This window comes from Mesobacillus selenatarsenatis SF-1, assembly GCF_000813125.1.
GTDB lineage: Bacteria > Bacillota > Bacilli > Bacillales > Cytobacillaceae > Mesobacillus > Mesobacillus selenatarsenatis.
In genome coordinates, this window is the sequence record NZ_BASE01000107.1 from 24,365 (window position 1) to 45,434 (window position 21,070).

The following is a 21,070-nucleotide window of genomic DNA, read 5'->3' on the forward strand; positions in this document are numbered from 1 at the left end:
TGCTTGATTGAACTTCAAGGATATGGACGCTGGATATTACTGGTCCTTCTTAATTTTTAATGACAAATGCAGTTCATCGAGCTGCGCTTCGCTTACCTCGCCAGGGGCGTCTGTGAGCAGATCGCTTGCGCTTGCTGTTTTCGGGAACGCAATCGTATCGCGAAGGTTAGTTCTGCCAGCAAGGAGCATGACCATTCTGTCAAGGCCCAGGGCGATTCCGCCATGTGGAGGCGTGCCATATTCAAATGCCTCAAGAAGGAATCCAAACTGCTCGACTGCCTGTTCCTTAGTGAAACCAAGCACTGAGAACATTTTTTCCTGGACATCTCTTTCGAAAATCCTTAGAGATCCGCCACCTAGCTCATAGCCATTGAGGACAAGGTCATATGCCTGTGCCTTAACACTTGCAGGATCGCTCTCCAGCTTAGATAGGTCTTCGCGCGCTGGCATCGTGAATGGATGATGTGCCGCGTAATAACGGTCTGCTTCCTCATCGAACTCTAATAGTGGCCAATCTGTAATCCATAGGAAGTTGAATTTGCTCTGGTCAATCAATTCGAGCTCTTTACCAAGCTTTAAGCGCAACGCTCCAAGTGCGTCTGCTACAACAGACTTTTTATCTGCTACGAAAAGCAGAAGGTCCCCAGCCGAAACATCTAGCTTGGACTGAAGTGCTGCCTGTTCTTCTTCTCCAAAGAATTTCGAGATTGGGCCTTTCAAGCCGTCCTCTTCGGCTTTCAGCCATGCAAGACCTTTGGCACCGTATACAGAAACAAACTCAGTCAATCCATCAATATCCTTACGTGAATAGTTTGCTGCCGCACCTTTTACATTTATTGCTTTCACCTGGCCGCCGTTTGCAACTGCAGAAGCAAATACCTTGAAGCCGGAATCTTTAACCGTTTCTGAAAGATCAACAAGTTCCATTCCAAAACGAGTATCCGGCTTGTCAGAACCGAAGCGGCTCATTGCCTCATCATAGCTCATGCGAGGAAATGCCTCTGTCACGTCCACGCCTTTTACATCCTTCATAACTTTTTGCATCATTTGTTCAGTCAGGCCCATGATTTCTTCCTGGCTCATGAAGCTTGTTTCAATATCGATTTGCGTGAATTCCGGCTGTCTGTCAGCTCGGAGGTCCTCATCACGGAAGCAGCGGGCAATCTGGTAATAGCGTTCAAATCCGCCAACCATCATCAGCTGTTTAAAAATTTGCGGCGACTGAGGAAGAGCGTAGAATTCACCGGGATGGACACGGCTAGGTACTAGATAGTCACGTGCTCCCTCAGGTGTGCTCTTTGTTAAAATCGGCGTTTCAACATCAAGGAATCCTTCGCCATCAAGGAAGTCACGAATCGCTTTAGTTACCTGGTGTCTCATTTTAAAAGTTTCGAACATTACCGGGCGACGAAGGTCCAGATAGCGGTATTTCAAACGAACATCTTCTGATACATCTGTTTTATCAGCGATCACGAAAGGTGTAGTCTTCGCTTCATTGATGATTGTCAGCTCTTCAGCGTGGACTTCAATTTTTCCAGTTTTAAGATTTCCATTAATACTTCCTTCACTGCGGGCAATGACTGTCCCTTTTACATCAAGAACGTATTCTGTACGGACTTTTTCTGCGAGCGAAAGTGCTTCTGGTGAAACGTCAGGATTGAAAACAATCTGGACAAGGCCTGTCCTGTCGCGCAGGTCAATAAAAATCAGTCCGCCCAGGTCACGACGCTTCTGGACCCAGCCTTTCAGCGTTACCTTTTCACCAATTGCCTCTTCCGTTACTTCACCGCAAAAATATGATCTCCCAAACATCGAAACTCCCCCTCTACTTACAAATCTCTTTGAATTTTTCAATAAAACTCTCAAGCGGCAGTTCGGTTTGTTCCCCGTCCGCCATTGATTTTAGATTGATTTTATTCGCTTTTAATTCATCCTCACCCAGCACTGCCACATATCTAGCATTCATCCTGTCAGCAGCCTTGAATTGGGCTTTGATTTTACGATCCTGATAATCTCTTTCCGCAGAAAATCCGGCCATTCTCAGATTGTGGAGCAGGCCAACAGTATAATCTTTGGCTTCTTCCCCCAATGAAACGAGGTAGCATTCAATTCCTTCATTGACCGGAAGCTCGACACCCTCTGCTTCCAATGCTGCAAGCAATCTTTCAATGCTTAGCGCAAATCCGATACCAGGTGTTTCCGGTCCGCCGATTTCTTCGACAAGGCCATTGTACCTGCCGCCGCCGCATAGAGTCGTGATAGCTCCAAAGCCTTCAGCATCACTCATGATTTCAAAGGCTGTGTGGTTATAATAATCCAGGCCCCGTACTAGATTGGCGTCGACCTCGAATTCAATCCCCAGATTCGTCAAATACTTCGTCACTTTATTAAAATATTGAGCAGAATCATCCGTCAGATAATCGATGATCGATGGTGCGGACTTCATCAATTCGTGGCCACGGTCTGCTTTGCAATCCAGGATTCGCATTGGATTTTTTTCAAGACGGTTCTGACAATCGCTGCAGAATTCCCCAATCCGAGGCTGGAAATGGCTAACTAAAGCATCCCTGTGAGCTTTTCTGCTTTCCTTATCTCCCAGGCTGTTCACAACAAGCTTGAGCTTTTTCAATCCCAGTTCCTTATAAAGGGACATGGCAAGGGAAATCACTTCAGCGTCAATTGCAGGGTCTGCACTTCCCATTGCCTCAACACCAAACTGGACAAACTGGCGAAAACGACCTGCCTGCGGACGTTCGTAACGGAACATAGGTCCCATATAGTAGAGCTTCACTGGCTGATTAGGACTTCCAAACATCTTATTTTCGACAAATGAGCGAACAGCCGCTGCTGTACCTTCAGGACGAAGCGTAAGGCTGCGGTCACCCCTGTCAGTGAAGGTGTACATTTCTTTCTGGACAATATCCGTTGTATCACCAACGCTCCTTTTAAATAGATCTGTATGCTCGAAAATCGGTGTTCTTAATTCCCGATATTGATATCTTTCACAAAGTTCTCTCGCCTTCGCTTCAATGAGTTGCCATTTTTCTGTCTGTCCTGGCAAAATGTCCTGTGTTCCGCGCGGGATATTAATTTGATTAGACACAGTGCATCCTCCTCCATTCATTTCAAATCATTTTATAAGCTCGTACTTATATCTTGCTCTGGAACATCGCGAATCTAGCAACATTCCTATGAAAAACTAGCCTTATGTAAAAAAAAGAATACAAAAAAGCCCCCAATCCCTTGCCATAATAACAAGGGACGAGAGCTTTGAATTCCCGTGGTGCCACCCTAATTGAAGTGCATGAATGCACTTCCTCTTTAACAGTTAACGCCTGAATACGTCCTCTCCTAATGATGGAATTACCCATGTTCAGAGAAAATCCTACGGAGTGTTCATTCACCAGGTCATCATGCAGAAATGCTTTCAGCCACGGCATTTCCTCTCTTTCCACGTGTATCAAGGTTACTATGCTCCATCAACGGTATGTTTTCTATATAACATTTTATTTATATTATAATACGGAGTAGAAATGGCAATGTCAAGCACTATTCAAGAACGTTCAATCTGTTTTTTCAGTTTTCTTACATCTCGGAGAGACAGCCCAAATTCTGAAGCTAATTCTACAGTGTTAGTGCTTTGTTCCTTTTGGATAAAATCGTGGAAATCCACCCCGAATAGTTGATTCTCCCCAAATGAAGCAGATCTTCCTTTATCACTGAACCGCATGGTATCACCTTCCATTGTTTATTGCTTTCTATTCTTCCCAGTCCTTATGATAATTTTTCATGAAATTACGATATTCTTTTTACACTTGAATTTTTCTCGTTTAATACCGATATAAGAGAAAAGTCCTCGTGATTTTACCGGAAAAATCAGGTAATATATTTTTAAAGAGAATGAGAGAGGGAGGGAGATCATTGCCCAAAAACAGAATGGTTCCTATCATCCTTTGCTTGATGCTCATTTTCGGGAGCCTTCCAGCTTTAGAATCAGCTCGGGCGGATAATGGAAGTGTCTCGATAACTGCAACAAGTTTGAATGTAAGGACTGGGCCGGGACTAAGTTACCCGATATCAGGTTCAGTTAAAAAGGGAGAAAAGTTTTCTATCGTCAAGGAGGAAGGCGATTGGATCCAGATCAGCCTTGGAGGCAGCAAAAAAGGATGGGTAGCACAATGGTTTACTGCCAAGGAAGCTGCCAAAACAGCTGTTTCACCAGCTGTCTCGCCAAATACGAAAGCCACAGGCAGTGTCACAGTCAATGGTTTGAGGGTTAGAAAAGGTCCGGGCACCAACCACCAGGTAATAGGGTCGTTTAACAGTGGACAAGCTGTCGAAGTCCTTAGCTCCAATGGTAATTGGGTAGAAGTTAGCACTATTGGCTTACGAGGCTGGGTCTCGAAGGAATACATAACTACAAAAGAGAGCAAGAGTAGTGAAGCTCCGCCATCAAGTACCAAAACAAGCGGAACGGTCAGCGCTACTTCCTTGAATGTCAGGGAAAAGCCTTCAATGAACTCTGGAAAAATTGGTCAATTAAGTTATGGAGCTGCAGTTACAGTCCATTCCCAGTCAAATGGCTGGGCGGAGATTACTTACGCAGGGAAAAGTGCCTGGGTAAGCGCTGAGCATCTAAAAATCAGTGGAAAACCAGTGGCTGATAGCGGAAAGGCCCCAACGCCTATTGATCAATTCACAGGCACGGTCACCGCTTCCCAGCTGAACGTCCGTGACAAGAATTCCTTGGATGGAAGCGTCATAGGTTCAGTATCAAAGGGACAAAGCTTTAAAATCCTCGATGAACAAAACAATTGGGTCAAGATTGAGTTCCAGTCTGGCAAAACAGGCTGGGCAGCAGGGTGGTTTTTCGATAAAAAGAAAAACGGATCTGTCGCTGCCCCTAGCCAGTCGGTGAAAAACAGCAGTGTCTCCATGCTTCATAATGGAACAAACATCCGCAAAGGTCCAAGCACCGGCACAGCTGTCATTTTCCGTGCCAATCAGGGGGACAGCTTTGAAATCATAAGCGTCGAAAAAGATTGGTATAAAATCGCGCTTCCAAATGGGGCGAGCGGCTTTGTAGCTGGCTGGATTGTTTCTGTACAGGGAACTGCCCCGCAAATAGAGCGACCGGGAGCGGAAAAGCATACAAAGAATAAAACGATTGTCATCGATCCTGGGCACGGTGGCAGAGATAATGGGACAACTGGTGTAAGGGGAACATTGGAAAAAACGCTCACCCTGAAAACAGCCCAGCTTTTATATGACAAACTAAGAGCTGCCGGCACGAACGTTATCCTGACCAGGAACAATGATCAATACATTTCACTAGGTTCAAGGGTTAGCAGTTCCCACTACCAGAATGCCGATGCTTTTATCAGCATTCATTACGACAGCATCAATGATAGGACTGTAAGAGGCATGACGACTTACTATTACAATTCAAAACAAAAGCCGTTGGGTGAACAAATCCATTCTTCGATTGTAAGCAAAACAATGTTGAAGGATCGAGGCACTCGGTTTGGGGACTATCACGTCATAAGGGAAAACAAGCAAGCTGCCGTCCTGCTTGAACTTGGTTATTTGAGCAATCCCGCGGAAGAGATGCTTGTCAATACAAGTCAATATCAGGAAGCAGTAGCTAACGGTATATTTGAAGGATTGGCCCGCTATTTTAAAAATAATTAAGCAGACGATTGATAAGTTTGAAGATTCCCGACTGAAGACAGCTCACCTGTCTTCAGTCTTTTTTCTTGTAAAAGTACCCTTATGGCTCGAAGACTGACTCATAAGGGTGTCTTTCTTCACGAAGGGTACCCTTATGTCTTCGCAAACTAACGCATAAGGGTGTCTTTTTCCGTAAAATGTACCCTTACTTTCTCGCAGACTGACGCATTAAGGTGTCTTTCTTAGCAATAGTACATTTATGTCATTGAATTCCTCCTCAAAAGGGTATCCATAGGCACCTCAAGTCTCCTTAAACTAAAAAGAAGGCATCCCGCACAATGGGATACCTTCTTTAACTTTTGCTTATTTACTATCGATAATCAAAGTAACTGGACCGTCATTTGTCAATTGAACATCCATCATGGCGCCAAATACACCGGTTTCCACCTTGATTCCTTTTTCAGCTAGGAAGGTGTTGAATGATTCATAGACAGTTTCCGCATGGTCTGGCTTTGCTGCGTCCATAAAGTTCGGGCGTCGCCCCTTGCGGCAGTCACCATACAGGGTAAACTGCGAAACGGAAAGAATCTCTCCTCTTACATCGAGAAGGGACAAGTTCATCTTTCCTGCTTCATCCTCAAATACCCTGAGATTAGCAGCCTTCTCGGCAAGAAAGGCAGCATCTTTTTCTGTATCATCATGGGTAACGCCCACAAGGATAACAAATCCCTTGTTAATGGAGCCTGTTGTCTTTCCATCAACTGTCACTTTTGCTTCTTTGCTTCTCTGTATCACTAAACGCATAGCGAATCTCCTTACACATCGGTCTCCATAATTTGCTTATGGTTGAAATCAGACTAACTCATTACCCTTCTGACAGCATAGATATCCGGAATTTGCTTAATCCGGTCCACCACTCTCTGCAGATGGCTGACATTATGGATAGCGATGGACATATTGATAGTCGCCATTTTATTTTTGTCAGATTTTCCGGATACTGCGGTAATGTTTGTCTTCGTTTCATTTACGGCCTGCAGTACTTCGTTCAGCAATCCCCTGCGGTCATAGCCGCTGATTTCAATATCAACATTATACTCTTTGCGATCATTCAAGGCGGTTTCCCATTCTACCGGGATCAGCCTTGCCTGCGCGTCCTCAGTATGGATGTTCGTGCAATCAGAACGGTGAACAGATACTCCTCGGCCTTTTGTGATAAAACCAACAATATCATCTCCAGGTACAGGGTTGCAGCAACGGGATAGCCTAATTAGCAAATTATCGATACCAGACACACGGACGCCAGACTCCCGCTTCTTAGCAGGTGTAAATGCCTTAAGCTCGGAGACAGCATTCGAAATATCCTTTTCCTGTTCCATGTCACGCTGCTTGCGAAGCTTCTCTGTCAGTCTGTTCGCCACCTGCAGGGCTGTTATTCCGTTATAGCCGATTGAGGCAAACAGATCTTCTTCATTGGTGAAATTATACTTATCCGCAACCTTTTTCAGATTTTCAGATGTCAAAATTTCTTTAACATCAAAATCCATATTGCGGATTTCTTTTTCCAGAAGCTCTCGGCCCTTTTCAACATTTTCGTCCTTCTGCTGTTTCTTGAAGAATTGGCGAATTTTGTTTTTGGCCTGTGAGGTCTGGGCAAGCTTCAACCAATCCTTGCTCGGTCCATAAGAGTGTTTAGAAGTGAGGATCTCGATGATATCCCCCGTTTTCAACTGGTAATCAAGAGTCACCATCTTGCCATTGACCTTGGCACCAATCGTCTTATTGCCGATCTCAGAGTGAATCCGATAAGCGAAATCGATTGGAACTGAACCTGAAGGCAATTCGATGACATCGCCTTTCGGGGTGAAAATAAATACCATATCCGAAAAAAGATCAATTTTTAGTGATTCCATGAACTCTTCTGCATTCGCAGTATCATTCTGGAATTCAAGGATTTCACGAAACCATGATAGCTTCGTTTCAAAATTGGAAGCATCAGTTGGTTTGCCCTCTTTATATGCCCAGTGGGCAGCAACCCCGAATTCAGCAATCCTGTGCATTTCATCTGTCCGGATCTGGACTTCCAGCGGATCGCCTTTAGGACCGATTACTGTAGTGTGCAGTGATTGGTACATATTAGGCTTTGGCATCGCGATATAATCCTTGAATCGGCCAGGCATCGGTTTCCAGCAAGTATGGATGATACCAAGAATTGCGTAGCAGTCTTTGATACTGTTGACGACAATCCGAACAGCAAGCAAATCATAGATTTCATTGAACTGCTTGTGTTGCAGTACCATTTTACGATAGATGCTGTAGATATGCTTCGGCCTTCCGGAAATTTCAGCCTTGATTGAAACTTCATGCAGCCTTTCCTTCACTTCATCAATGACTTCGACAAGGTATTGCTCGCGTTCCGCTCTTTTCTTTTTCATCAGATTGACTATTCGGTAATACTGCTGTGGGTTCAGATAGCGTAAAGCTGTATCTTCAAGTTCCCATTTGATTTTTGAAATACCGAGCCTGTGAGCCAGCGGTGCGAAAATTTCCAGCGTTTCATTAGAAATCCTGCGCTGTTTTTCACTCGGTAAATGCTTCAAAGTTCTCATGTTATGAAGACGGTCAGCCAGCTTGATCAAGATGACACGGATATCTTGGGCCATCGCAACAAACATCTTACGGTGATTTTCGGCTTGTTGCTCTTCGTGCGACTTGTACTTTATTTTACCAAGCTTCGTGACACCATCAACAAGCATTGCCACCTCGCCATTGAAGGCCTCTCTTATATCATCGAGAGTCACATCCGTATCTTCGACAACATCATGAAGAAAACCAGCTGCAACCGTCGCAGGGTCCATCTCAAGATCAGCAAGAATCCCTGCTACCTGGATTGGATGGATGATGTACGGTTCACCGGATTTCCTGAATTGATCATGATGAGCCTGTCTGGCGAACTCATATGCCTTTTTTACCAATTCAACATGTTCATCATTCAAATATGATTTTGTACAGTCAATGACTTGTTCTGCGGTCATTACCTGGTCATTCGCCATAGGATCACCTAATTTAATTTTCTTTATATTAAACCCGCATTTTTTCTCCAGCGGGAACCAAGGAAAGAGTCGACGTAAAATTGAAAATCCTATATATACAATAATTATTCTTATAAAGGATTGTTACTATTATCAAAGAAAAAAAACGAAGATGTAAAGAGAAAGGAAGAGATTTTACAGCAGAATTTAAAAATATTGTCGAAAGATATTTCTTTTCATTCAATTATAGGTTTATTTTTGCAAAAATGGATACCTTTGAAAGAATTTTCCTGATTATAAGAAAAGGGCACTTCACAATGAAGCGCCCGGTAAATTTAATATTGCATCAAGGTTAAAACATCATAGCCATCCAGCTTTTCACGGCCATCGAGATAAGTAAGTTCAATCAGGAAGGCGATACCTGCCACGATTCCTCCTAGTTCTTCAACTAGCTTGATCGTTGCATCAATCGTTCCTCCAGTTGCCAGCAAGTCATCGGTGATCAAAACTCTTTGGCCTGGCTTGATTGCGTCTCTATGGATTGTCAGAACATCACTGCCATATTCAAGTCCGTAATTAACCTTAATTGTTTCGCGCGGAAGCTTTCCTTCCTTCCTGACAGGAGCGAAACCTACGCCATGTGCATAGGCAACCGGACAACCAATGATGAAGCCGCGGGCTTCAGGTCCGACTACAAGGTCGATTTGCTTTTCACGGGCATATGCCACGATTTGGTCTGTTGCATATCTATAAGCCTCGCCATTGTCCATTAAGGTTGTGATGTCCTTAAATTTAATGCCGGGCTTTGGCCAATCGGGAACGATTGTTACAAATTGTTTCAAATCCATTGAATAATTGCCTCCTCATTTTTCACCGACTCTTGAATGAATTGGTCAAACCAACTCTTCAATTGCTCATACGATGAGTAGAGCAATTCATTTTCAAGAGTGAATGCTTGCACCTTGTGCTGATATGTTTTGGATTCAGTTAGGTCCCTTTTCGGGACATCTTTTTCAAGTGAAATAAACCCATTGTTTATTTTAACAAAATCTAGTTCAAAAAACACCTGCGACATGAATTCTACAGTTTCTTTTGTCCACCCTTTATGCTTGGCCAATTCGCCTCCATAACGTTTAAGATCAAATGGCTCTTTCTTTGCGAGGAAAGCGTAAAACCATTTGAAATGCTCCCTGGTTGGCATAGTCGTGAAGAAATCGCTGTTTTCTTTGTAAAAATGGACATAGATTCTTCCTGGATTTTTTCCGGCAAATAATTTTTCCAGGATATCTTTGGAAGGCGGCAGATCCAGCAGTACCACATAGGATTGGTCGAACTCGATTTGCTCAGCTTTCTCATCTGTGGATACCAGTTCCAATGAGTCTCCGATAATAGGAGAAAACTTATTTTTCAAATCAGGGTTGAAGAGAATCCACTTTATATTACTCCCTGGAATCATGTCTGGAAGCTTTTCCAATCTTTTAAGACCGCGAAAATCGAATAGCTGCCAGGACTTGACTGCTACATCCCTGAGAAAAATCTGCGGCTTCTTGATATTGTTCCATTCGTTGATCGATAGTTCGCCTATGACCGACAGCTTCGAGCTCGGCGAGATATGGTCATGGAGATGTCCAAAGCCAAATCCTATACCATCTATCACGGTACCTTTCTCTTCAAGTGCCAGTTTAAGGTGTGACTGATCTGCCCCTATCTTTCTCAGTGTTGAAATATTAGCTCCATCTATCAGCACTTTCGGTTTAGAGTTGCTCACACCATAAGGAGAAAGCATTCCAAGCTCATTTATCGTTTCAATCGTAATCTCTTTAACATCAATCCTGGCATCGATATGAGATACCGGTATTAAATCCTCTTCTTTCAGCTGCTCTTTTGCCAGAGCATTCAAGCTTGACCTTAATGTGTCAACATCATTAAGATCCAATGTCATGCCCGCAGCCATTGGGTGTCCGCCAAAGTGTGGAAGGATATCTCTGCAGGTTGATAGATTCTTAAACAGATCGAAACCGGCGATACTGCGTGCAGAACCTTTCGCTAGCCCCTTCTCTTTATCAAAACTGAGCACAATCGTTGGGCGATAATATTTTTCAACGAGCTTGGAGGCTACGATACCAATGACTCCTGCGTTCCAGCCTTCCTTGCCAACGACAAGGACTGAATTATCTTTTATTGGATAATACATTTCCACTTCAGCAACTGCTTCTTCGGCAATTTGCGAAACGATGTTCTGTCGTTCTTTATTGATGGAATCAATCTCTTCCGCAAGCATCATCGCCTCATCACGATCTTGAGTCATCATCAATTGAACGGCAGGGTCAGCGCTGCCGAGTCTTCCGGCTGCATTAATCCTCGGGCCAATCATAAAACCGATTGTTTCTTCATCAATGGCTGACCTGTCTGTTTTAGCCAGCTTAAGCAGTGCATTCAACCCAGGTGTCTGGCTCGACTTCAATTGCTCTATTCCCCTCAGAGCAATTAGCCTGTTCTCACCCAGCAGGGGTACAAGGTCGGCAATTGTCCCAATAGCGGCAAACTCCAACAAATGCTCTGGGACTCTTCCAAGCAAAGCGTGTGCAACCTTAAAAGCGACACCTACGCCAGCTAAATCCTTGAAAGGGTATACACTGTCGTCCAGCTTTGGATGGATGATGGCAAACGCATCCGGCAGGACTGGGCCTGGTTCATGATGATCCGTTATGATCAGGTCGACACCTAGGTCTTTGGCAACAGTTGCTTCATGAAGAGCTGAAATGCCCGTATCGACAGTAATGATCAAGCCAACTCCGCTGTCTGCGGCACTGCGGAATGCTTTCTCATTAGGACCGTACCCTTCTGTAAAACGGTTCGGTATGTAATAATCGGCGTTCGCTCCGAGTTCAGCCAGGGCTTTCATCAGGACCGTCGTACTGCTCACACCATCTGCATCATAATCACCAAATACCAAAATGGGTTCCTGTGTTTCTATTGCCTTATTGATCCGCTCAACTGCCTTATCCATATCTTTAAGCAAAAATGGGTCGTGAAATTCGCTTTTTTGCCCAAATAAAAAATACCGGGCATCTTCCACGGTATCCAGTCCGCGATTGACTAACAAAGAAGCAGTCAGATGATTTATGTTCAGGTCTTTAGCGAGTGAATCTATTATTGTCTGGTCAGATTTTTTAACAATCCACCTTGATTTTGGCTTTAACATACGATCACCTCTCAGCTTTTTCATTATACAAAAGCGAAGAGTCGGTTTCAATGACAATGAATGTTAATAAGTGGCTTTTAATTTATTTACAGCAAAGAATTGTATTAAAACAGTGGCAAAAATAATAAAATGGCAGCACAATTGTATGCTGCCATTTTTGCAGATTAATGAATATCTTCTATTTCGTGCTGGGGTGCTGTTTCCTCCGGCAGAGTTTCCTTTTGAGCCAGCTGAGCTTCTAGTGAATTGTTTCGCTTCTTCAATGTCTTTACTTCCCTTTGAAGCACAAACATCCTGAATAGACCGACAGAGCCAACTATGATTCCCCCCATCAATACTGAGCCTAAGATGACCAAAATTAATGGCCATTCTGATTCCCCAAATAAATAGTTCACTGTTACTGGATCGACATTGATGACTGCAAAAACAGCAACAATCAATGCAAACGCAAGCCCCAGCAGCAATGTCCATTGAAACTTCATGCTATCTCCTCCCCTGAGACTTATTGAATATCTACGTCATCTTCAGAACTTCCACTCTCACTGTATGGGTTTATATGGACCAGAACGTTTTGGACATTTTTGTTTTCCATCAGTTTCTTTTTCACAGTTTTTCCAATCCGGTGCCCCTGCTCTACGGTAATATGTGGATCAACAGATATCTTCAAATCAATGATAACATAGTGACCATGCTCTCTGGCATGCAATTCATCTAAGTTCTTCACATCTGGTATGGACTGTACAACGTTTCTGAATTCTTCTGTATCCTCATCATGAAGCACATGGTCAAGTGTGTTGTGGATTGATTCCTTGCCAAGCTTCCATGCCATCCTGATGACCAGCAAGGCTACAAGCAGCCCGGTCACCGGGTCGGCATATTCCAGCCAGCCTATTCCAAAGATACCGCCCAGCACGGCAGCGCTGATCCCTATAAGTGCTGCAATGGAAGAATAGACATCCGATCTATGCTCATACGCATTAACGATCAGCGCATCACTTTTCAATTGTTTACCCAATTTGTATTTGTACCTGAACATTCCCTCTTTTACGATAATTGAAACGACAACAGCCACAATTGCGATTGATTTGGGAGGTTCAATGGGATGAAAAAATGCTTCGAACGATGATCTGCCGATTTCGACTCCCACTAACATCAATAAGACTGCGACAATGATTGCAGCAATTGATTCGGCCTTTCCATGGCCGTATGGATGGTCTTCATCCGGCGGAGCTTTCGCTGCCTTGAGGCCTATGTACACTGCTAAAGATCCGACTACATCAGATGCAGAATGGACAGCATCCGCTACAAGTGCTTTACTGTTCGCATAAATGCCTACTCCCCACTTTAATGCTGCAAGTATAATATTTCCGACAACACCAACCATTGCCGCAAATTCAGCTTTCTTAAATCGAACATCTTTTTCCAATAGCAAAATCCCTCCCTGTACAGAGCTATTTATCCGCATTCTTCATTTTCCGCCATATTTAGTCTGTCGGCATTCCTTTTATTTTATCCTGAAAAATGGCTTTTCTAACCATGGACAAAAAAATACCACGGGGTAACCCCATGGTATTTTGGATTTACTTTTATGAAATTAAACTTGCGGCTCATCTGAGTAAACTTTCTTTTCCTTGTAAGTCTTGATTGTGCCTTTTTTCTTAAGCTCTTTATTTTTCCATACATACCACAGCTGTGCTGCGATGAAAATGGAAGAATAGGTACCAGCAATCAGACCAATAAGAAGGGCGAAAGAGAAGTTCCAGATGGATGAACTTCCGAATAACAACAGAGCCACGACTGTTATGACAACAGTCAAGATTGTGTTGACCGAACGGCCGAGAGTCTGGCGAAGAGAAGAATTCACTACATCAGCAATATCTTCTGGTGTCTTCAAGCGTTTCTTCTTCACCATATTCTCACGCATCCTGTCAAAAGTAACTATCGTATCATTGATTGAATAACCGACAATTGTCAGGACGGCAGCAATGAAGGTAATATCCACTTCAAGCCTTGTAAGACTGAATAGAACGATGATAAAAAATGCATCATGAAGCAGTGCTATAATAGCGGCCAGCGCCATGTAAATCTCGAATCGGATCGTTACATAAATAATGATCCCCACGGCAGCAATGGCAACAGCAATCATGGCATTCTTAGCCAGTTCTTTACCTATCGTTGGCGATACCGTACCAACATTTGGCTCGGCACCGAATTCTTCCTTGAAGTGTGATTTAAGCTCAGAAATCTTATCCTTGGATAAAACTGTTTTAAACCTTGCTACACCAATTTCTCCATTATCACCGGAGATGACAATATCGTTTGTTTCCAAATCAACTTGCTTTAGTTCTTCTTTTAATTGTGCCGCTGTAAGTTTGCTGTCCGACATGACCTCTACCCTTGTCCCAGCCGCAAAATCAATCCCAAGATTCAGGCGGAACACGAGGAGTGCGATCAAGCCTATACCAATTAAAATCGCTGATGCCATAAAGAATTTGTTGCGGCTCTTAATGAAATCGAAACGATCGAATTTCGTTTTTAAATCAAGTGAATCTAAACCTTCCGAAATATCATGGACCTCACTTTGCTTCACACCGAACAAGCCTGGTTTGTTTTTGAACATACCACTGTTCACTAGCAATCCAAGGAACAAGCGTGCACCGAAGACTGCTGTGATAAAGCTTGCCAGGATACTGATGATCAGCATGGTCGCAAAGCCTTTTACAGAGCTTGTACCATACGCGAACAAAACGATTGCCGCTAGCAAAGTCGTGATGTTGGCATCAAAGATTGTAGACAGTGAGCCTTTGCTGCCCGCATCAAACGCCGCTTTGATATTGCGGCCAACCTTCAATTCCTCTTTAATCCGCTCATACGTGATGATATTCGCATCCACCGCCATACCGACACCGAGGATCAAGGCCGCGATTCCAGGCAGGGTGAGTACCCCGTTCATCCAATCAAAGACTAACAGGATAAGGTATACGTAAATAGATAAGGTAACTACTGCAACAATTCCAGGGATACGGTATAAAACCAGCATAAATACGAAAACTGCAAGAATGCCGATGATCCCAGCAAAAACTGTTTCATTAAGAGCCTGTTCACCGAACTTCGCTCCAACCGATGTGGAATATGTTTCTTCTAGATTAACCGGCAATGACCCAGCATTAAGCAATGAAGCAAGCTGCTGTGCTTCTTCTATTGTAAAATTACCTGTAATTTCAACATTTTTTTGATTTAAGATCTTATCAACATTAGGATTTGAAAGGAATCTAGGTTCTGGCTTCATCCTTTCTTCCTTATAAGAATCTTTTCCTTCCTCGAAATCAAGCCAGATAATCAGCTGATTCTCAGGATACATATCACGGATTTCCTTCGTGATTTCACCGAATTGGTCTCCATCTTTAAGAGTGATCGAGATGCTTGGCTTGTTTTGTGAGTCAAAGCTTTGCTTTGCCCCGTTTTCTTCCAGGTCACTTCCATCCATCATGACTCGGTCGTTTACGTCACGGAAGGTAAGATTCGCTTCAGTAGAAAGGATTTCACGCGCTTTGTTTTGGTCCTTTACACCAGCAAGCTGAACGCGGATCCGGTCATCTCCTTCGATTTGGATATTCGGTTCACTGACACCAAGGACGTTGACCCTTCGTTCAAGGGCTTCAGCAGTGCTCTTTAAGGTTTCACGGTCAACCGTCTCGCCTTCTTTGCCATTTAGAGGCGTGACTTCATAAAGGACCTCAAAACCACCCTGCAGGTCAAGACCTAGTTTGATATCTTTCAATATATTCTGGGTTGTTGCACCCATGGCACTTCCGATTAATATAACCAGCAAAAGGAAGGCCACGATGCGGCTGCGTTTTACCATTATGTATAAATCCTCCTTATTCTTCGCACGAACATGCTGCCAGACAAATAAAACTTAAGACTAAGAAAATAAACAGTAGCCAATTTATAGCATTCTAATTATGTAACAGTTTAAAAAAACTGTCAATTAAGCTTTTGCCGTTATCTACATATAGAAGGTCTCCCACTAGAAAAAATCGGATTGTGAATTTTTTCAGTTCATTTTGAAAGTTTCTATACCGGATAGGCCAACTTTTAAATCTTTTTAGACATTTTTACAGGTATCCGCTGCTCAAAATGTCTATTAAAGCTCTCTTTTTAGACATTTCATCCGTGTTCCTCGCTCAAAATGTCTATTAAAGTCCTCTTGTTAGACATTTCACAGGTGTTCCCCGCTCAGAATGTCTATTAAACTGTTCGAAGGAAATATCAGGTATTTTTATAAGATAGCGATGGTAAAGAGCTGCATCATTTTAGCAGTTCCTTTCGCTCCTCTTCGTCATCGAGCGTAAAATCTCCCAGTTTGAAGGCTTCAACTGTGGTGAAATTCATAACGTCTCCGATTTTCGCCGATAAAATATCAGCGATGATTTCATACATTTGTACTTCTTCTTTCGGTTTCTTCCACTTTTTCTTTGTGAGATAATCCCATAATTCTTTTTCTTTAACCTGTTCATAACCAAATATTTTGAATTCTTCAATTTTGCTTTCCAACGCCGGTTTTACCTGCTTGTAAAACCGTCCGTATTGATGGCTTTGATTCATCCCCTGGCCCCCTCGTCCAATTTTCTAGTCTTAATGTTTTAACCTTGTCATGCTTTGTCCACTTTCTTGCATATAGTTAATTGTATATGAAATATGCATTTTTGAGAAGGCAGGGAGCGGAATGTCGAAGTTTTTAAAAGGAACATTTATTTTGTTAATAGCCGGGCTCGTCACTAGGGTGCTTGGTTTCATAAATCGGATCGTCATTGCCCGTTCCATCGGAGAAGAAGGTGTTGGTCTTTACATGATGGCCTTCCCCACTTTGGTGCTTGTCGTGACGATTACACAGCTGGGTCTTCCAGTTGCGATTTCAAAAAATGTGGCTGAAGCCGAGGCAAGAGGCGACTTCCGAAAAATCAAGAAAATCCTTGTCGTTTCATTGGCAACCACTATTTCCCTATCTATTGTCTTTACACCCGCGCTGATTTTCCTTGCTCCATACTTATCTGAGACATTGTTTACTGACCCCAGGACACAATGGCCGTTGCTAGCCATCGCACCAATCGTGCCAATCGTTGCCGTATCATCGGTACTCCGTGGTTACTTCCAGGGAAGGCAGAACATGAAGCCGTCTGCCATTTCCCAGGTTATTGAACAGCTTGTCCGGATTACCTTGATTGCCGTACTGACAAAAGCCTTCATGCCGTATGGCATAGAATATGCTGCTGCCGGCGCCATGATAGCCTCAGTAATTGGGGAGCTCATTTCATTAATTTATTTAATGACCACCTTTAAACTTAGAAAGAAGTTCCCACTGCGGAAAAACTTTTTTCAATTCGTCAACTCTGGAAAATCGACCTTTAATGATCTGATGAAAATCGCATTGCCAACAACTGGTTCAAGGATGATTGGCTCGGTTTCCTGGTTCTTTGAACCGATTGTTGTTGCGCACAGCCTAGCAATCGCTGGCGTTGCCGCCGTTGCAGCAACCAAACAGTATGGAGCATTGACGGGTTTTGCGATGCCATTGTTATTACTGCCATCGTTTATCACCTATTCCCTGTCGACCTCCCTTGTCCCGGCGATCAGCGAAGCAAACTCAAAAAAGAACACAAAAGTAATACAACACCTTTTGCAGCAGTCTCTGCGTTTTTCTCTTTTAACAGGAGGCCTTGCTGTCGTCGTCCTTTACGTTCTGGCCGAACCGTTAATGACGTTAATGTATGGAACATCGAATGGGTCACAGTTCATAAAGTTAATGGCACCCTTCTTCCTCTTCTATTATTTCCAGGGCCCATTGCAGGCAACACTGCAGGCACTCGATTTAGCAAGGGCTGCAATGATTAACAGCCTGATCGGAAACCTTGCCAAGACTGCTGTCATTTTCCTGCTGGCAAGCCAGCCTGCCTTTGGCATCAATGGCGTAGCACTTGGGATGGTAATGGGCATTGTTCTGATTACACTCCTGCACTTCGCTACGATGCTCAAGGCTGTTTCCTTCACCTTCTATATAAAGGATTATATTAAGATGTTTGCGCTGATCATACTTTCGGGGTCGCTGGGATTCCTGCTTTTGGAATGGTTGAATGAAAGCATTGGACTTACTGTCAAAGTATTGTCCAGCGCAGTAGTAATGAGCGTTCTCTACATTGTTCTCGCTATTGCTCTAGGCTTGATCAGGAAGAATGAAATTCTCCGCATCCGCTCTGCCATAACTTCTTTTTTCAAGAAGACCATTATGTAAAAGACTGAAACTGGTTATTTAGAAACATCACATAAAAACGTGGATTTTCGTCCACGTTTTTTATGTGTCTTTTATATCGATATAGAATTCACCATTCTGAAAACTGCAAAAAGAAATATCCTTAGTTTCCTCATATCCATTTTTCTTTAATTCCTGAAGCAGCCAAGCTCTTGATTTGTCAATCAGAATAAGATTATCTTCCTGGATTTCTCCGTCAACGATTAATGGCAGAGCTAGACTTCCATTCTCCTCTTGTCCTTCATTGTTTTCCTGACCTTTTTGAAAAATAGAAAGTGTCCCAGAAGGCTCGAGTATAGCATATTCAACATCAGCGATATTCCCGACATCCTTTTCACGCAATTGAAGAAGCAAATCATCAAAGTTATACCTTTGCGATCTCATCGCCTTCTCGTCTATTTTGCCATTATTAATAATAATTGTCGGCTTTCCATCGACGATATCCCTGAATTTTTTGCTTTTAAGCGAAAGCATTGCCAGTGTAATTTGAATGATGACAAGTATACTGATTGGGAGAAGAGTGTCGACCAAGGGGTTTTTCGTATTTTCTATGGCCATCGATGCCATCTCTGCAATCATGATATAAACAACCAAGTCCAGGATGCTCAATTCACCGATCTCCCTTTTTCCCATTAAACGAAAAATCAACAGGATTAATAAATAAAGGAGAACTGTCCTAAAAAGGATAATGAAATATTGTTCCACTTTCCCCCCGCCCTTCACGAAGCATTCCTCTATAGTCTTTTACGCAGCAGTAAAATAATACTTATTGTTACAGTAATTTTTTCAATGAGTTCCCGAATAAAAAACTGATTCTATTTGTACTTTTCCATGAATATGCTTGTACTAGGCAATTCCCGCTTTGAGGGATTAGATCAGAGAGGAGAGGGGTTAATGGAATCTAAAAGTTTAGGCAGGGCCGTCCTGTACGGGGTGATTGCAATATTCCTGTTGGCAATCGTAAGCAGCTTTATATTTTCTCTTCTTTTAAAGTTCACCTCCGTCCAAGAATCTTCGCTTCAATATGTCATGACATCTATTTCTTTTTTATCGATTTTCATCGGCGGCTTTATCACTGGCGGAAACGGCAAAGAGAAGGGCTGGATGATCGGGGGGACTACAGGGCTGGCGTATTCTTTGATTATTTTCTTGTTCCAATACCTGGGTTATGACAGTTTATTCTCGCTCGAACAAGTCATCTACCATATTTGCTATATACTCACGGCAATGATGGGCGGCATCCTTGGGGTGAACATCGTTGGGGGGCCATCAAAGGCATAAAAAAGAAGCGAACACTGTTCGCTTCTTTTTTTAATGCTAGTTAGACACCAGCTGCAGATTCTTTGACATCGCGAATTGCCGCGCGATCATATGTAAGACGGCTTCCGTCTCCACATTTGATGACAACAGTGCCTTCATCAATTGCATCAACAATTCCATGCAAACCGCCGATCGTTACTACCTTGTCACCTTTTGCAAGGTCACTCTGCATTTGCTGAACTGCCTTTTGCCTCTTTTGTTGAGGGCGGATCAGTAAAAAGTAGAACAATACAAACATCAGCAATAGCGGGAATACTGTACCTAATAATCCTTCCATTCATTTTCCCCTCCTTTCATTGGTTGGCATTGTCCGCATTGCGAAACAGCCTTATTAAAAGCAGTTTATTTAGAAGTTTTTGGCATTCGGCTTATTGTAGCCATACTGCTCAAAGAACTCTTCTCTAAAGTCCCCCAGACGGTCTTCACGGATTGCCTGTCTGACCTGCTCCATTAATTTTAGCAGAAAATAGAGATTATGGTAAGAAGTAAGTCGAATTCCAAACGATTCATCCGTTTTAATCAAGTGGCGGATGTACGCCCTGCTGTAATTTTTGCATGTATAGCAATCGCAGTTCGGATCCAGTGGTCCAAAGTCCCGCGCAAATTTCGCATTCTTGACGACCAATCTTCCCTCGCTCGTCATCAATGTGCCATTTCTGGCAATACGAGTTGGCAGCACACAATCGAACATATCAATTCCGCGGATGGCACCATCAATCAATGAATCTGGTGAACCTACCCCCATTAGATAGCGCGGCTTGTCCGTTGGCAGCCATGGTGTCGTGAATTCCAGCACTCTATCCATGACATCCTTCGGTTCGCCGACTGAAAGGCCCCCGACAGCATAGCCCGGGAAGTCCATGGAAACAAGGTCCTTCGCGCTCTGCTTTCTCAATTCCTCATATTCTCCGCCCTGGACGATTCCGAATAATCCTTGGTCCTGTGGACGCTGATGCGCAGTCAGGCAGCGTTCTGCCCAGCGGGAGGTCCGTTCTACCGACTTTTTCATATAATCATATTCAGCAGGGTATGGCGGGCACTCATCGAATGCCATCATGATATCTGACCCGAGAGCATTCTGGATTTCCATTGCCTTTTCCGGTGAAAGGAAAAGCTTGTCCCCGTTCAAATGATTGCGGAAGTGTACACCTTCCTCTTCGATTTTCCTGAACTCACTCAAAGAGAACACCTGGAATCCACCTGAGTCTGTAAGGATGGCTCGGTCCCAGTTCATGAATTTATGCAGGCCGCCTGCCTCCTTGATTATTTCATGACCTGGCCTTAACCAGAGATGGTATGTGTTGCTCAGGATGATTCCTGCACCCATCTGAACCAATTCTTCAGGTGACATTGTTTTAACAGTAGCCAGAGTGCCTACCGGCATGAAGACAGGAGTTTCAAAAGATCCGTGAGGTGTATGTACACGCCCGAGCCTCGCTCCTGTTTGTTTACAGGTCTTAATTAATTCGTAACGGATTGCTGACAATGTTTAAGCTCCTTCCAGAAGTACAAATCATTTATTTTCAACACATAAAA

At 43.4% G+C, this 21,070-nt stretch carries 16 protein-coding genes and 1 other annotated feature; of the genes, 3 read left to right on the forward strand and 13 right to left on the reverse strand.

Features of this window, described 5'->3' with window-relative positions; all coding sequences use genetic code 11:
* Nucleotides 1–36: 36 nt before the first annotated feature.
* Together aspS and hisS are read right to left on the reverse strand one after the other, a co-directional pair.
* A complete protein-coding gene (gene aspS, locus TY49_RS20370; RefSeq protein WP_041967748.1) occupies nucleotides 37–1,812 on the reverse strand; it encodes an aspartate--tRNA ligase in 1,776 nt (591 codons plus the stop codon).
* 13 nt (nucleotides 1,813–1,825) lie between these two features.
* On the reverse strand, nucleotides 1,826–3,103 hold the full coding sequence (gene hisS / locus TY49_RS20375; RefSeq protein WP_232310493.1) for a histidine--tRNA ligase: 1,278 nt from the start codon (nucleotides 3,101–3,103) through the stop codon (nucleotides 1,826–1,828).
* 151 nt (nucleotides 3,104–3,254) lie between these two features.
* Nucleotides 3,255–3,492, reverse strand: a binding site (T-box leader).
* Between the two features lie 429 nt (nucleotides 3,493–3,921).
* On the opposite strand from hisS, the gene TY49_RS20390 reads away from it, so the two are divergent.
* Nucleotides 3,922–5,691 (forward strand): N-acetylmuramoyl-L-alanine amidase family protein, encoded by a 1,770-nt coding sequence (locus TY49_RS20390; protein WP_041967751.1) that lies wholly within the window; start codon nucleotides 3,922–3,924, stop codon nucleotides 5,689–5,691.
* A 342-nt stretch (nucleotides 5,692–6,033) separates the two neighbouring features.
* Here the strand turns inward: TY49_RS20390 and dtd are convergent, their stop codons facing one another.
* From dtd to TY49_RS20430, 8 genes are all read right to left on the reverse strand, one after another.
* Nucleotides 6,034–6,474 (reverse strand): D-aminoacyl-tRNA deacylase, encoded by a 441-nt coding sequence (dtd, locus tag TY49_RS20395; protein WP_041967752.1) that lies wholly within the window; start codon nucleotides 6,472–6,474, stop codon nucleotides 6,034–6,036.
* Nucleotides 6,475–6,527: 53 nt separating this feature from the next.
* Nucleotides 6,528–8,720, reverse strand: a complete 2,193-nt coding sequence (locus tag TY49_RS20400) for a RelA/SpoT family protein (protein WP_041967753.1) — start codon at nucleotides 8,718–8,720, stop codon at nucleotides 6,528–6,530.
* A gap of 314 nt (nucleotides 8,721–9,034) precedes the next feature.
* The gene (locus TY49_RS20405; protein WP_041967754.1) at nucleotides 9,035–9,547 is read right to left on the reverse strand and encodes an adenine phosphoribosyltransferase; all 513 of its coding nucleotides are present in this window, start codon (nucleotides 9,545–9,547) and stop codon (nucleotides 9,035–9,037) included.
* Nucleotides 9,538–11,904 carry a single-stranded-DNA-specific exonuclease RecJ gene (gene recJ / locus TY49_RS20410; RefSeq protein WP_041967755.1) on the reverse strand — a complete coding sequence of 789 codons (2,367 nt, stop codon included), beginning with the start codon at nucleotides 11,902–11,904 and terminating at the stop codon, nucleotides 9,538–9,540. The genes TY49_RS20405 and recJ overlap by 10 nt, the downstream gene beginning before the upstream one ends.
* A 164-nt stretch (nucleotides 11,905–12,068) precedes the next feature.
* Nucleotides 12,069–12,386: a LapA family protein gene (locus tag TY49_RS20415; protein WP_041967756.1), complete on the reverse strand. Its 318-nt coding sequence runs from the start codon at nucleotides 12,384–12,386 to the stop codon at nucleotides 12,069–12,071.
* A gap of 20 nt (nucleotides 12,387–12,406) precedes the next feature.
* Entirely contained in the window at nucleotides 12,407–13,330 is a 924-nt protein-coding gene (locus TY49_RS20420; protein ID WP_041967757.1) for a cation diffusion facilitator family transporter, read from the reverse strand.
* Nucleotides 13,331–13,498: 168 nt separating this feature from the next.
* Nucleotides 13,499–15,769 (reverse strand): protein translocase subunit SecDF, encoded by a 2,271-nt coding sequence (secDF, locus tag TY49_RS20425; RefSeq protein ID WP_041967758.1) that lies wholly within the window; start codon nucleotides 15,767–15,769, stop codon nucleotides 13,499–13,501.
* 446 nt (nucleotides 15,770–16,215) lie between these two features.
* Nucleotides 16,216–16,512: a post-transcriptional regulator gene (locus TY49_RS20430; protein WP_041967759.1), complete on the reverse strand. Its 297-nt coding sequence runs from the start codon at nucleotides 16,510–16,512 to the stop codon at nucleotides 16,216–16,218.
* Between the two features lie 121 nt (nucleotides 16,513–16,633).
* Here TY49_RS20430 and spoVB point away from each other — a divergent pair, with 121 nt between their 5' ends.
* Nucleotides 16,634–18,196, forward strand: a complete 1,563-nt coding sequence (gene spoVB / locus TY49_RS20435) for a stage V sporulation protein B (RefSeq protein WP_041967760.1) — start codon at nucleotides 16,634–16,636, stop codon at nucleotides 18,194–18,196.
* Nucleotides 18,197–18,256: 60 nt separating this feature from the next.
* Here spoVB and TY49_RS20440 read toward each other — a convergent pair whose 3' ends face one another.
* On the reverse strand, nucleotides 18,257–18,919 hold the full coding sequence (locus TY49_RS20440; RefSeq protein WP_041967772.1) for a DUF421 domain-containing protein: 663 nt from the start codon (nucleotides 18,917–18,919) through the stop codon (nucleotides 18,257–18,259).
* A gap of 189 nt (nucleotides 18,920–19,108) precedes the next feature.
* On the opposite strand from TY49_RS20440, the gene TY49_RS20445 reads away from it, so the two are divergent.
* Nucleotides 19,109–19,495 carry a TIGR04086 family membrane protein gene (locus tag TY49_RS20445; RefSeq protein ID WP_041967761.1) on the forward strand — a complete coding sequence of 129 codons (387 nt, stop codon included), beginning with the start codon at nucleotides 19,109–19,111 and terminating at the stop codon, nucleotides 19,493–19,495.
* Between the two features lie 40 nt (nucleotides 19,496–19,535).
* Here TY49_RS20445 and yajC read toward each other — a convergent pair whose 3' ends face one another.
* Entirely contained in the window at nucleotides 19,536–19,811 is a 276-nt protein-coding gene (yajC, locus tag TY49_RS20450; protein ID WP_041967762.1) for a preprotein translocase subunit YajC, read from the reverse strand.
* A gap of 69 nt (nucleotides 19,812–19,880) precedes the next feature.
* Entirely contained in the window at nucleotides 19,881–21,020 is a 1,140-nt protein-coding gene (gene tgt / locus TY49_RS20455) for a tRNA guanosine(34) transglycosylase Tgt (protein ID WP_041967763.1), read from the reverse strand.
* Nucleotides 21,021–21,070 lie beyond the last annotated feature (50 nt).